This window comes from Stenotrophomonas sp. 78350_Sma, assembly GCF_056482105.1.
The window spans coordinates 2580209-2593067 of record NZ_CM151182.1 but is presented as its reverse complement, the minus strand read 5'-3'; the positions used below and the strand labels follow the sequence as shown (position 1 = coordinate 2593067).

General features: G+C 67.8%; 11 protein-coding genes. 3 read left to right on the top strand and 8 right to left on the bottom strand.

Going from position 1 to position 12859, the window contains the following annotated elements; translation table 11 throughout:
• Positions 1–29 precede the first annotated feature (29 nt).
• A complete protein-coding gene (locus ACZK4H_RS12085; RefSeq protein WP_099554028.1) occupies positions 30–1775 on the top strand; it encodes a putative porin in 1746 nt (581 codons plus the stop codon).
• A 98-nt stretch (positions 1776–1873) separates the two neighbouring features.
• On the top strand, positions 1874–2203 hold the full coding sequence (locus ACZK4H_RS12080; RefSeq protein ID WP_005409871.1) for a hypothetical protein: 330 nt from the start codon (positions 1874–1876) through the stop codon (positions 2201–2203).
• Between the two features lie 34 nt (positions 2204–2237).
• Here the strand turns inward: ACZK4H_RS12080 and ACZK4H_RS12075 are convergent, their stop codons facing one another.
• The 4 genes from ACZK4H_RS12075 to ACZK4H_RS12060 form a co-directional block, all read right to left on the bottom strand.
• Positions 2238–2636 (bottom strand): OsmC family protein, encoded by a 399-nt coding sequence (locus ACZK4H_RS12075; RefSeq protein WP_099554026.1) that lies wholly within the window; start codon positions 2634–2636, stop codon positions 2238–2240.
• 84 nt (positions 2637–2720) lie between these two features.
• A complete protein-coding gene (locus ACZK4H_RS12070) occupies positions 2721–3362 on the bottom strand; it encodes a hydrolase (protein WP_099554024.1) in 642 nt (213 codons plus the stop codon).
• A gap of 52 nt (positions 3363–3414) precedes the next feature.
• Positions 3415–4095, bottom strand: coding sequence for a hydrolase (locus tag ACZK4H_RS12065; protein WP_099554021.1), 681 nt, complete (start codon positions 4093–4095; stop codon positions 3415–3417).
• Between the two features lie 72 nt (positions 4096–4167).
• Positions 4168–5034 (bottom strand): pirin family protein, encoded by an 867-nt coding sequence (locus ACZK4H_RS12060; RefSeq protein ID WP_099554020.1) that lies wholly within the window; start codon positions 5032–5034, stop codon positions 4168–4170.
• Positions 5035–5184: 150 nt separating this feature from the next.
• Here ACZK4H_RS12060 and ACZK4H_RS12055 point away from each other — a divergent pair, with 150 nt between their 5' ends.
• Positions 5185–6111, top strand: coding sequence for a LysR family transcriptional regulator (locus ACZK4H_RS12055; protein ID WP_099554018.1), 927 nt, complete (start codon positions 5185–5187; stop codon positions 6109–6111).
• Between the two features lie 26 nt (positions 6112–6137).
• On the opposite strand, the gene ACZK4H_RS12050 is transcribed toward ACZK4H_RS12055, so the two are convergent.
• The 4 genes from ACZK4H_RS12050 to ACZK4H_RS12035 are packed head-to-tail and all read right to left on the bottom strand — an operon-like array spanning position 6138 to position 12788.
• On the bottom strand, positions 6138–6461 hold the full coding sequence (locus ACZK4H_RS12050; protein ID WP_099554015.1) for a DUF2149 domain-containing protein: 324 nt from the start codon (positions 6459–6461) through the stop codon (positions 6138–6140).
• Entirely contained in the window at positions 6461–6937 is a 477-nt protein-coding gene (locus tag ACZK4H_RS12045; RefSeq protein WP_099554013.1) for a MotA/TolQ/ExbB proton channel family protein, read from the bottom strand. The genes ACZK4H_RS12050 and ACZK4H_RS12045 overlap by 1 nt, the downstream gene beginning before the upstream one ends.
• Positions 6934–10803, bottom strand: a complete 3870-nt coding sequence (gene cobN / locus ACZK4H_RS12040; protein ID WP_239503790.1) for a cobaltochelatase subunit CobN — start codon at positions 10801–10803, stop codon at positions 6934–6936. Before cobN ends, ACZK4H_RS12045 begins: the two co-directional genes overlap by 4 nt.
• A 41-nt stretch (positions 10804–10844) precedes the next feature.
• Positions 10845–12788 carry a TonB-dependent receptor domain-containing protein gene (locus ACZK4H_RS12035; protein WP_099554009.1) on the bottom strand — a complete coding sequence of 648 codons (1944 nt, stop codon included), beginning with the start codon at positions 12786–12788 and terminating at the stop codon, positions 10845–10847.
• Between the last annotated feature and the right edge of the window lie 71 nt (positions 12789–12859).

Here is a 12859-nt window from a genome sequence, read left to right as displayed (position 1 = left end):
TGATTTCCCTTCTTTCGATGAGAACCGTGATGAACGACCACGTCCGCGCACGAACCGACTCCCGCCGCCCGCGGCCGGCCCGACGGGCGCTGCTGTGCTGCGCCGTGCTGCTCAGCCTGGCCGCCCCGGCCGGTGCGATGGCCGCCGAAACCACCATGGTCAAGCTGATCAAGGGCCTGATCGCCAGCGGTGCACTGAAACCCGAAGACGGCCAGGCATTGCTGGTGCAGGCCGAGGCCGAAGCAGCGGCCGCCCAGCGCAGTACAGCCGCCGCGCCCTCGACCGCCAGTGGTGGCGTGGCCCTGGAAGCCGGAGACGTGCGTGTGCCCTACGTGCCGCAGAGCGTGCGCGACGGCATCCGTGACGAGGTGCGCCAGGACGTGATGGCGCAGGCCAAGTCCGAAGGCTGGGCGGCACCGAACGAAGTGGCCGAATGGACCAAGCGCATCAAGGTCACCGGTGACATGCGCGTGCGCAGCGAGTCGCGCTTCTTCTCCGAACGCAACAGCGACATCGTGAGCAACTGGGCGTCGATCAATTCCGGCAACGGCTTCGACACCAACACCAACACCAACCTGCAGTTGCCGCCGCTGCTGAACACCCGCCAGGACCGCCGCAACCTGTGGCGCATCCGTGCCCGCCTGGGCATCGAGGCCACCATTGGCCAGCACACCACGGCCGGCGTGCGCCTGGCCAGCGGCAGCAGCAATGGCCCGGTGTCGACCACCGAACAATTGGGTGGCGGCCTGAGCAAGAAGGACGTGTGGCTGGACCAGGCCTGGCTGGCCTACAGCCCGGCCGACTGGGTGACGGTGCGTGGTGGCCGCTTCGGCAATCCGTTCTGGACCAGCGACACGCTGTTCTCCAACGACCTCAACTTCGATGGCCTGGCCGCCAACCTGAAGTACGACTTCAACGGGGGGGACCTCGACCTGTTCGGCAACCTCGCGGTTGTGCCGCTGGAGTACACCTCCGACAGTTCGCCGAGCCAGAGCAAGGTCAAGACCCCGAACGAGAACAAGTGGCTGTCCGGCGCCCAGGTGGGCGTGAACTGGCGCTTCAACGATGACAATGCGTTGCGTGCCGCACTGGCCTACTACGATTTCAAGAACATCAGCGGCCGGCTGTCCTCAACGTGCTCGCTGTATTCGGGTGCAGTGGGGTGCGACACCGACTGGTCGCGTCCGGCGTTCATGCAGAAGGGCAACACGCTGATGCTGATCCGCAACATCGCGCGCAATCCGGAGGACCCGGCCGGTACGCCGACGCCGCAGTATGTTGGCCTGGCTTCGGCATTCCGCCTGGCCACGCTCAACCTGCGCTGGGATACACAGCTGGCGCAGGGCATCGGTCTGCGCCTGGACGGCGATTACATCCGCAACCTGGCCTACGACAAGCAGGCCATGTTCAGTCGCGCCCAGAACGGCATCGTCAACAACTACGGCGCCGGCGATACCGTCGGCATCGATACCTTCCGCAGCGGCGACACCGCATGGATGGTGCAGGCCACCTTCGGTGCCACCGACCTGAAGGAGAAGGGCCAGTGGCAGGCGCTGCTGGGCTACAAGCACATCGAGGCCGATGCGCTGCCGGATGCCTACAACGATCCGAACTTCCACCTCGGTGGCACCAACGCCCGCGGCTACTACGTGGGCGGCGCCTACGCGCTGGACGCACGCAGCTGGATCAGCGGCAAGTGGATGGCGGCCAGGGAAGTGTCCGGCGCGCCGCTGTCGATCGATGTCTTCCAGCTGGAGTTCAACACCGGGTTCTGAGTGGCGGGCGTGATGCGGATCACGTAGTGCGTGGCGGGGGCGCAGCGATGCGCCCGTCTAAGGAAAGGAGACCACGCGTTGTTCAAAAGGAGGAGTGGATGAGCCGTCGCAAGCTGTTCGAGAGTCCCGAACCGTCCAGCCAGATGCTGGGCGTTGGACCCGCCTATGTTTCCGTGGAAGGCCTGCGCCAGCACCTGGCCGAATTCCTGCTGTATGCAGGCCGGCCGGTGGTGATCATGCGCGGGCGCAGCGAAGTGGGCTATTTCCTGCCGGCGCGCTGCTGGCGCCAGCGTGACGATGATCCGCTGGCGGCCGCCGCCGCCGACCAGCTGCTGGATGCGGCCGGTTTCCAGGCCGAGGATATCCAGCAGGTGGAGCAGGAATTCAACGCCATGCGTCAGCGCACCGTGCTGCATTCACGGCGTTGAGCCTTATGTAGATCCACGCCATGCGTGGATGGGGTTACGCTGCACTCCCACGTTCACTGGTGATGCGCGCACCTTCGCGCATCACCAGGGTCACCGGGGTCTTTTCCACTACCTCCAGCAGTCGCTGCCACTGCGCGTCGCTCAGCGCGGCGCTTGCATGCAGCACGCGGTGCACGTGGAAGCGTCCATCCTCGTCACGTTCCGAGCGCAGCTCGGCATGGAACTCGCCCAGTTCCCAACCCTTGCGCTGCGCATACATGCGCAGGGTAATGGCGGTGCACGCCGCCAGCGAGGCCAGGTACAGGTCGAACGGTGCGAAACCCTTGCCCTGGCCGCCCAGCGAGGCGGGCTCGTCCGCAGCCACAGCGAATGTGCCATTGCTGATGTGGTGCAGGTAGTTGTCGGCGGTCGAAACAATGCGTGCGTAGGCCATCGCGTTCTCCATCTGTCTGTAGTGTCGAGCCATGCTCGACCAATCCCAACGGCGGCGCCAGCCAGGGCCGGCGCCGCCACGCAATCACTCGGTACGATCGTACGAGAACTGGATGCCCGCCGTACCACCGGTTTCAATGAAGAGGTTCATGAAGGCCGGCACCGTTTCCGAACGGGCCCAGTCGCGCTGCAGTTCGCAGAACAGCTGCGGCACGCTGATCAGCTGGCCGCCAGCCTGTTCGATGCGGCGCAGTGCTGCATCGTGCGCCGCCAGCGAAGTGCCGCCGACGGCGTCAACCACCACATACACCTCATAGCCTTCCTTCAACGCATCCAGGGCCGGGAAGGTCAGGCAGGCCTCGGTCCACAGCGCGGTCATGATCAGCTTGCGGCGCCCGGTGGCTTCCACCGCCCTGCGGAACTCGACGTCCTCCCAGGCGTTGATGGTGGTGCGGTCGTAGGTGGGGTAGTCACCCAGCACCTTGCGCAGCTGCGGAATCGGCGGCTTGTTCAGGCCGGTTTTGACGTTCACCGTCGAATGCACGATTGGCAGACCATAGGCCACCGCGGCCTTGGCGGTGCCGACGATGTTGTTGACCAGCAGCTGGCGGTCCATCGAGGCGATGGAGTTCACCTGCACCGGCTGGTAGTCGATGATGATGAAGGCGGAATTCTGCGGGGTCAGCAGATGATCGCTGGCCGGGTCGCGGATCGGTTCACTGGACATGGTGGGTCTCCTGTTCGGGGAGTGCCGAGGATCGGCTGGCAACCGGGGCAGCTCAGCTGCGCTGCGAATCCAGCTGTTCGTGGTTCTTCTGCACGTCCTGCGCCTTCAGGTAGCTTTCGATCAGCAGCTGGTAGTTCGGGAAGATCTTCGTGTAGACCTCGGCCCACTGCTGGGCATCGTCGCGGTTCCAGGTGCGCTGGATCTCCGAGGCCACTGCGGCGGTGTCCATCGGCACCACGCCGGCCTGGACCACGCGGGCCAGGGTGATCTCTTCGGCCATCTTCGAGTAGGTACCCGACGCGTCGATGACCGCGAACACCTGGAAGCCATCGGCAACGGCGGCGATCGACGGGAAGGCCATGCACACGCTGGTGATGGTGCCGGCAATGATCAGCTGCTTGCGGCCGGTGGCCTTCACCGCGGCAACGAATTCCGGGTTGTCCCAGGCGTTGATCTCACCCTTGCGCGCCACGTACTGGGCATGCGGGGCCGCATCGTGGATCTCCGGGATCAACGGGCCGTTCGGGCCCTGCGGAACAGAGGCGGTGGTGATCACCGGCATCTTTGCCAGCGTGGCCATCCTGGCAAGTGCGGTGGCGTGGGCGCGCACGCTGGTGAACGGCATGTCACCGATGGTCTGGAACAGGCCGCTCTGATGGTCGATCAGCAGCATCGCGGCGTTGTCCGGATCGATCACCGGGCGGGCACCGTTGAAGTTGGCGGGGGTACTCATGGTCAGTCTCCTGGAGAAGGTGGGCGATGGCCCGGAAGGTGCGGCGGGCCGGTGCCCGCCGCATTGAAATGATCAGTGCGCGATCTGGCCGAAACGGCCGCTGTTGAAGTCGTTGACCGCCTGCGCGATCTCGGCCTGGCTGTTCATCACGAACGGGCCATAGCCCACCACCGGCTCGTCGATCGGTTCACCGCTGAGCAGCAGCACGGTGGCGTCGCTGTCGGCGTCGACGAACACGTCCTCGCCGCTGCGGTCGAAGGTGACCAGCTGTGCTTCGCCGACCGGCTGGCCGCCGTTGATCCGCACCGTGCCCTTCAGCACCACCAGCGCCAGCGTGCGGCCATCGGCCACCGGCAGTTCGGCGTGGTGGCCCTGCAGCAGGCGGATGTCCCAGACATCCATCGGCGTGTGGGTACGCGCCGGTCCGGCGTGGCCGTCGAAGCGACCGGCGATGACACGCACGCGGCCGGCGCCTTCAGGCAGTTCAACCGAGGGGATCTGTGCGTCGAGCAGGGTCTGGTAGCCCGGTGCACCCATCTTGTCCTGCGCCGGCAGGTTCACCCACAGCTGGACCATGTCCAGCGTGCCGCCCCGCTTGCTGAACTCCGGCGTGTGGAATTCCTCGTGGAGGATGCCGGAGGCAGCCGTCATCCACTGCACGTCACCCGGGCCGATGGTGCCGCCGGCCCCGGTCGAATCGCGGTGGGCAACCTCGCCCTCATAGACGATGGTGACGGTCTCGAATCCGCGATGCGGATGCTGGCCGACGCCACGCGGGGTGTCGCTGGGGGGGAAGTTGTAAGGGCCGGCATAGTCCAGCAGCAGGAACGGGCTCAGGTGCTGGCCGTGGGTGTTGTAGGAAAACATCGAGCGGGCGGGGAATCCGTCGCCCACCCAGTGCGGGCGGGGGGCGCTGTAGGTACCGGTGACGCGCTTCATGGCGATCTCCTGGCCGGGGTTGCCGGCCGCTGTTCTTCGTTGCGAAGACGATATCGCCGCGACAATAAGGCCGGTAGACGCCAATATTTGCCGTCATAGTCCTATCTGGTGAACAATGGTCGCAGGCCATGGGCCGCAGGAGATCTCCCCGTGTTCATCGCAGATATCCGCCGTTGTGACCTCAACGACCTGTTCTACTTCGCCATGGTGGTCGAGCACGGCGGCTTCTCGCAGGCCGGCCGGGCGCTGGCCATGCCCAAGTCGAAACTGAGCCGGCGCATCGCGCTGCTGGAGGAACGACTGGGCGTGCGCCTGATCCAGCGCTCGACCCGGCGTTTTTCGGTCACCGAGGTCGGCCAGGACTACTACCGCCATTGCAAGGCAATGCTGGTCGAGGCCGAGGCGGCCGAAGAAGCGATTGCGATGTCACGTGCGGAGCCGCGCGGCACGATCCGCCTGGCGTGCCCGATCGCGATCCTGCATGCACGCATCGGCACGATGCTGGCCGACTTCCTCGCCCTGCACCCGCAGGTGACGGTGCAGCTGGACGCCACCAACCGGCGCGTGGACGTGGTGGGCGAGGGCGTGGACGTGGCGATCCGGGTGCGGCCGCCGCCACTGGAGGACAGCGACCTGGTGGTGCGCGTGCTGGCGCGCCGGGTCTGGTGTACCAGTGCCAGTCCGGCGCTGCTGCAGCGGCTGGGCACGCCGCAGGTGCCGGCCGACCTGGCGATGATGCCGACCGTCGATCTGGCCTCGCCCAGCCAGCAGCATGTCTGGGAATACACTGGGCCGGACGACGTGCTGGCCAGCGTGCACCATCGCCCGCGGCTGGTCAGCGATGACATGATCGCGCTGCGCACCGCTGCGGTAGCCGGAGTGGGCCTGTTGATGCTGCCGCGGATGATGATCAGCGACGAACTGGCCAGTGGTGCGCTGGTGCCGGTGCTGCCGGAGTGGGTGCCCAAGCACGGCATCGTGCACGCGGTGTTCCCGTCGCGGCGCGGCCTGTTGCCGGCGGTGCGTGCACTGATCGATTACCTCGCCGAACGCTTCGAGGCGCTGGAGGAACCCTAGGTCTTCCATCCACGCATGGCGTGGATCTACTGGACCGGGGTAGCACCCTCGGGCACGTACACCATGCGTCCGTCCGGCAACCGATAGGTCACGCCGGCCTTGACCCCGCCGCCTTCGCCGATCTCGCCGGTGGACTGGTAGCGGGTCAGTTCCTCACCCTGCTTGACGGTGATGCGCATGTTGGCCTGCCCGGGGTTCTCGATCACGGTCACGTCCTGGCTGGTGAACGGATTGAGCGGATTGCGCACGATCACGATCATCAGGATGCCGGTGACCACCAGGAACAGGTCGATCAGGTTCACCACCGACAGGATCGGGTCGTCGGCTTCGTCGTCATCCAGGAAGCGCATCAGTTCGCCTCCTGCAGGCGCTCGAACATGCGCAGTTCCTGCAGCAGCCAGCGCCGGCGCACGGTCAGCACCAGATAGGTCAGGCTGGCGGCGACCAGGGCCAGGATCACCGACGAGAAGGCCACCACCATGTTCTCGCCCACGCCCTGCGCGTCGCTGCGGGTCAGCGCCAGCAGCGCCGGGCCCATCGGGATCATGGTTGCGACCAGGCCCAGCATCGGCGCAGTGCGCGAGACGATGCGCAGGCCTTCCAGGCGCTTGAGGATATGCAGTTCCAGGTCGTCACTGCTGCCACCGTGGCGGGCCTGCCAGGCCAGCAGCTCGGGCCGGTGGCGGCCGCGCCGGCGCTGCAGGCCTTCCCAGAGGAAGGCGCCGAAGCTGAGGAAGGCGTAGGCCAGCGACAGCAGGATGAGCAGCAGGACCGGAGCGAGGAACAGGTGGGAGAGATCGTAGAGCGTGGATTCAAGCGCGTTCATGCGGAGGCCGTGTTGGAAGGGGAATGGGAAGGGCTGGCGCGCCGAGCGTTGCGGCGTGCCTGCAGCGCGGCGCCTGCGCCAAGCAGGCCCAGCAGCACGGCGAGTGCCCAGTGCGTGGCAGGCGAATGCGGCGTCGGCGGCGGTACCCGCCGCATCACCTGGCCTCGCACTTTGGGCGCTGGGGTGGCGGCCGGTTCGACGGTGGCGGGTTGTTGGGCAGCGGTGGCGGCAGCAGCGGATGCCGGTGTGGCGGCCGCCGCGCGGCCGAGCCCATAGCCGGCATGTGCCTGCGGCGGTGCCGGTTCAGGCGCTGACGAGGCCTGCAGCTGTTGCAGCCGCGCCTGCAGCTCCGCACGGGTGCGATCATCGGGTTGCCAGTAGCCGCGTGTGATCGCTTCCTGCAGGCGCTCGATCATCTGCACCTGCGCGCTGGCGTTGTGCTGCTCGAACCACTGCGCCAGCCCCAGCTGCCGGCTGTCGCGCACGAAGGTGTCATGCACCGCCTGCCACTGGTCGGCACGGACGGTGTCTGGCGCGGTCACCTGCCAGCCGAACAGGTTGTCGACGTTCTTCAGTACCTCCAGCGTGCCGGCATAGCCTTCGGCCTGCATCGCACCGATCCATTGCGGGTTGAGCGTCTGCGCGCGCAGCTCATCGGCGAGGAAGCGTGCGGTGCTGCGCGTGCGCGGTGCCGGTTCGCGCAGGTCGGAGACGTACAGCGCCGGGCTGGCGCCATCGAGGTGGCGCACGGCCAGCGCCAGCCCGCCCAGATACTCGAAGGGGTGGTCGGTGCTGAGCAGACCATGGGTGTTGGAGGAGCGCGACAGCACCGCCGCCTGCACACCGCGCAGCTGTTCGGCGAACAGGTTGCCGCCGGGCAGGGTGGTGCCCTGACCGTCACTGCCGTAGCCGTGCTGCAGGCGATCCAGGAAACCGCTGGCCAGCGCCGCATCGTCCTTGCCCGCCGTGCCGCCGCGCGCCAGCACGGCATGATTGAGGCCGCTGCCATATTCGCCCGGCGCATTGCTGAAGATGCGCAGGCGCGACAGCCGTTGCGCCTGCTCCGCAGGGACGCCGTCGCGCTGCAGGCGCTGCTGCACGTCCCGTGCATTGCCGGCAATCGGGTTGCCGGGCGAGGCCGGCATCGCCGCCAGCTGCTCGATGGCGCCAGCCAGCAGTCGCAGGAACGGATCGAACTGGTCGCGGTAGACGCTGGTGGCCTGGATCACCACATCGATGCGCGGGCGTTGCAGGTCCGCGTCGGGCACGATGTCCAGCGCGATTACCTTGCCACCACTGTCCCAGCGTGGGCGCAGGCCCAGCGCGTGCAGCACCTGTGCCTCCAGCACGCCGAGATGGCGGATCGCCTCGCTCGACCACAGGCTGATGGCGAGCTTGCGTGGCAGCTGGCCATCGTGATCACCACGATAGGCCTGCAGCAGCTGCTGCAGGGCCAGCTCGCCAGTGTCGAACGCTGCGCGGGTGGGAATGCGGTCCGGCTCGAACGCAAACAGGTTGCGGCCGCTGCGCAGCTCCGGCGTGCGGATCGGATCGCCGCCGGCGCCGGGCCGCACGAAGCCGCCAGCGAGGCCGTGCAGCAGTGATTCGATCTCCTGCGTATCGGCCAGAGCGGCATCCAGTTGCACGGCATGCTGCAGCGCTGCGCGCAGATCGGGGTTGGCGACGCTGCTGATCGGCGCACCTTCGCGCAGATGGTGCAGCAGCGTGCGATAGCCGAGGCCCTGTTGGATCTGCCGGTAGTCCACCGCAGTGGCCTCCATCGGATCCTCACCCAGCGCTTTCAGATAGTCCGGACCCAGCTGCTGCATCACCATCAGCAGGCGGTGCTCGGGCGAGGCCGGCTGGCCGAAGGTATGCAGCCCCAGCGGCAGGTTGCGCCGTGCCAGCTCATGAAGGTGGTCATGCAGCACCGGCAGGAAGCTGTCGAAGCGCGCCTGCATGTCCACCGCGCTCCAGCCCAGGTCGGCGGCGATGCCACTATCGGTGGCCAGGGTGCGCAGGCGTGCGGCGGTGGCATCACGCACTGGCCCCTGGTCCAGCTGCTGCAGTTCGTGCACCACCGCGTGCAGGTCGCGCAGTTCGTCGTACAGCCCGGACGGTGCGAACGGCGGAGTCTGGTGGCTGACCACCACGGCACGGCCACGGCGCTTGGCCTGGATCGCCTCGCCGACGTTGTCCTGGATGTACGGGTAGAACACCGGCAGCTCGCCCACTGCCAGCCACGGATAATCGGCGGCCCACAGGCCGCGATCCTTGCCCGGGGTCCATTCCTGCGTGCCGTGGGTGCCGAAGTGGATCAGCGCGTCGGCCTTCCACTGCTGGCGCAGGTACAGGTACGCCGCCAGGTAGTAGTGGCTCGGCACCGACGCCGTATCGTGGGTGGCCTCGCCCACGCGGCCCGCGCGTGGCGGCTGCGGCATCAGCAGCAGGTTGCCCAGGCGCAGGCGCGGCAGCACGAACACGGCCTGTCCGTGCCGCTGGCGTACCGCGGGGTGGTGTGCAGGATCGCCCCACTGTGCGCGCAGTTCGTCGCGGCGCGAAGCGGGCAGGGTGGCCAGCCAGCGGCGGTAGTCCGCCACCGGCAGGGTATCGGCCAACCCGACATCGAGCAGCGCGTCCAATCGCTCCGGATGGTAGTAACCACCGAGCAGCGCCTGCAGCTGTTCGATCAGGGTCGTCTCATCCACCGGCTGCGTCGAATACCCGGCCTGTACCAGCCGTGGCAGCAGCGCCTCGATGCTGCGCGGCACGTTGAGATGCGAGGCGGACAGGTTGCGTTCGCCATCCGGCGCATTCCAGAACAGCAGCGCCAGGCGCTTGTCGGCCGCGGCGGTGTGGCGCAGCGCGGCCAGCCGCTGCAGCTTGGCGGCCAGCGCATCGATCTGTTCGGGAATCGGCTGCAGTTCACCGCGCGCATTGGCCGAGACCACGATCGGATCACTGGCGCCCCAGGCTTCGGGCACGGCGACGAAGGTCGCCAGCGTGGCCATCGGGATGCCGGTGGTCGCCGCGCGCCAGTCATCGGCATCACTTTGCCGATGGTTCAGTGCCTGCAGTACCGGCACGTCCAGCGCGGAAAACTCGGTGGCACGCGCGCTGCCGTTCTGCAGATGGGTCAGATTGACCAGCGCATCCACCTCGATGCCGCGCAGCGCCTGCTGCAGGCCGGCGTCGGCGGCGGCGTCGAACCAGACCCCGAACAGCGCAATCCTGCGCGCGCGTCCTGCCTCGATCAGCGCGTCCAGCACCTGGGTCTGCATGCCACTGAGCATGCTGCCCGAGATCAGCACGGCCACCTTCGGCCACGTCGCCTGATCGCGGTGCTGCCACTGCGCCTGCAACGCCTGCGGGGTGTCCAGCCACTGGCTGCCGCCCGTGCTGTAGCCGGTGACCGGCAGCACCTGGGGCAGTGGCAGTGCGTCGGTCCCAGCACCGCTGCGCCACGCCTGCAGGTAGGCCGCCAGCGTGCGGATGTTGGCCTCGCCACCGTTGCCGTAGTAACCGGCGATCCTGCGCGCCACCTCGGCGGGCAGGTGGCCGGAGGCCGGTGCACCGCCGCCCACGCGCAGCCACGGCACCTTGCCCTTCTGCAGGGGGCCGTCGACCACCGCCATGACCTGTTCGACATCGGTCGGTCGCGGCGTATCCAGCAGTACCAGGTCGGCGCCTGCCGGCCAGTCAGCGGGCAGCGTGGCCGCCGGGTCCACCACGCGCTGCTGGAAGCGCACCCCTGCGGGCGCGCCCAGCGCATCCAGGCGGGCGATCCTGCCAGGCAACACGAAGCTGCTGCTGACCACCTCCACCCGCAAGGGTTCGGGCTCGGCACGGGCCGATGCGGCAAGCATCAGCCACCCGAGCAGCAGCCATGTCCACCCGCTGCGCATGGTCAGAAGGCCAGTTCGATGCCGGCATGCACGTAGCGGCCGGTTTCCGGGTACGGGTACAGCGCACCGGTTTCGTCCAGCCGCTTGTCGGCCAGGTTGTCGATGCCGGCCACCACGCTCACCGCCGCGGTCACGCGCCAGCGCGCGTCCAGCGACCACAGCCAGTAGTCGGGCAGGGTCACCTGGCTGCCGCCGGCCACCTGCTGCTGTGGGCCGATGTACTCGCCACGTACCGCAGCCTGCAGCGGTCCGCGCTGCCAGTTCAGCGCAGTTGCACCGCTACGGCGCGGACGCTCCGGCAGCCATTGGTCGGTCTGACGGTCGCGTGGGTCGAGCCAGCTCCAGTTCGCCTCGAAGGACAGGTGCTCACTGATCGGCGCGGTACCGGCCAGCTCGAGGCCACGGATGCGGGCACGGGCCACGTTGGTGTAGTTGCGCAGTTCGCGGCCGCGCACGCCGCAGGCACGCACGCAGGTGGTCTGGATCAGGTCCTTGAGGTCGTTCTGGAAGGCGGTGGCCTGCAGCGACCAGCGTTGCTGCTGCCAGGCTACCGACAGCTCGGCGCTGGTGTTCTGCTCCGGCTTCAACTGCGGGTTGCCGACAATGGTGAAACGCCCACCGCCGCCTACCGCGGAGTATTCCGGCGACAGCTGCTTCAGGCTCGGCGCCTTGAAGCCGCTGCCGATGCCGCCCTTGATCGTCAGTGCTTCGGTGGCGTGCCACACCGCATAGGCGCGCGGGCTGTGGTGCCAGCCGAACTCGGGATGGCGGTCGCCGCGGCTGCCGAACACCAGTGACAGTGCGTCGCTGACCTGGATCTCGTCCTGCACGAACACCGCGCTCTGGTCGGACTGCAGATGGCCGGAGCGCGCACCCGCAGCATCGTCCAGTTCCTGGCGCCGCCATTCGCCGCCGATGCTGACGCGGTGGCGTGCACCCAGTGCAACCGTCGCGCGTGCATCGACGATCTGGTCGGTCAGCTGCTGCGGCCGCGAGGCGTCGCCGCGGTCGCGACGGTTGTCGCGGTCCAGCGTGGCACGGTAGGCACTTACCCTGGTTTGCCCCCAGTCCCACTCGCCCTGGTGGCTCAGTGTGGTCTGGCGGCGACGGATGTCGTCGATGGTCTCGTAGACGTAGGGTGCGGCGCCGGCCTGCAGCGCATGGCGGCGGCGCTCCTCGCTGCCCTGCAGGTGTGACAGGTCGATGCGCTGGTGCGCGTCCGGGGTCCAGGTAAGCACCGCGCGGCCAGTATTGACCCGCCGGCCCTCCTGTTCGTCCAGCCGGTCGTCGGTCGGATCGCGGGTGGCGTCTTTCTGCCGGTGTTCGGCAAACACGCTCAGGCCCAGCGTGCCCGGCAGCAGCGCGCCGCCGGCATAGAAGCCGGCCTGTGCGGTATTGCCGCCGCGGTCACCGCCAACCACACCGGCGTTGTAGACCAGGTTGCCCTGCCAATCGTCGGTGGCGCGGCGGCTGATCACGTTGATCACGCCGCCCAGTGCCTCCGATCCGTACAGCGAGGACATCGGGCCGCGTACCACTTCGATGCGTTCGATCGCGGCGGCAGGCAGCCAGCCCAGATCGAAATCCGAGTGGGCGATGGCATCGGCCGACGCACTGACGCGCTGGCCGTCCAGCAGCACCAGCGTATAGCCCGGATCCATGCCGCGGATGCGGATGCCGCGGCGACCGAAGCCGACCCCGGCCACGGTCACGCCCGGGCTGCCGCGTAGTGCGTCGGCCAGGTCCAGCACCGGCCGCAGCTGGATCTGCTCGCGGGTGATCACGCTGATGGAGGCGGGCGCGTCGCTGGCCAGGCGATCGGTGGCAGTGGCGGTCACCACGATCGGATCCAGCTGCGAAGGGGCGTCGGCCGCCGCTGCCAGTGTGGGCGCCAGGGCAAGGAGAATCGCGCCGGACAGGCAGCGGGCGGGGAGGGAACGGGACATGGGAAGGGGTCGCTACGAATGTGACGATATAACATAGCATTGTCTTCACGAAATCTTCATAGGCCGAAGGT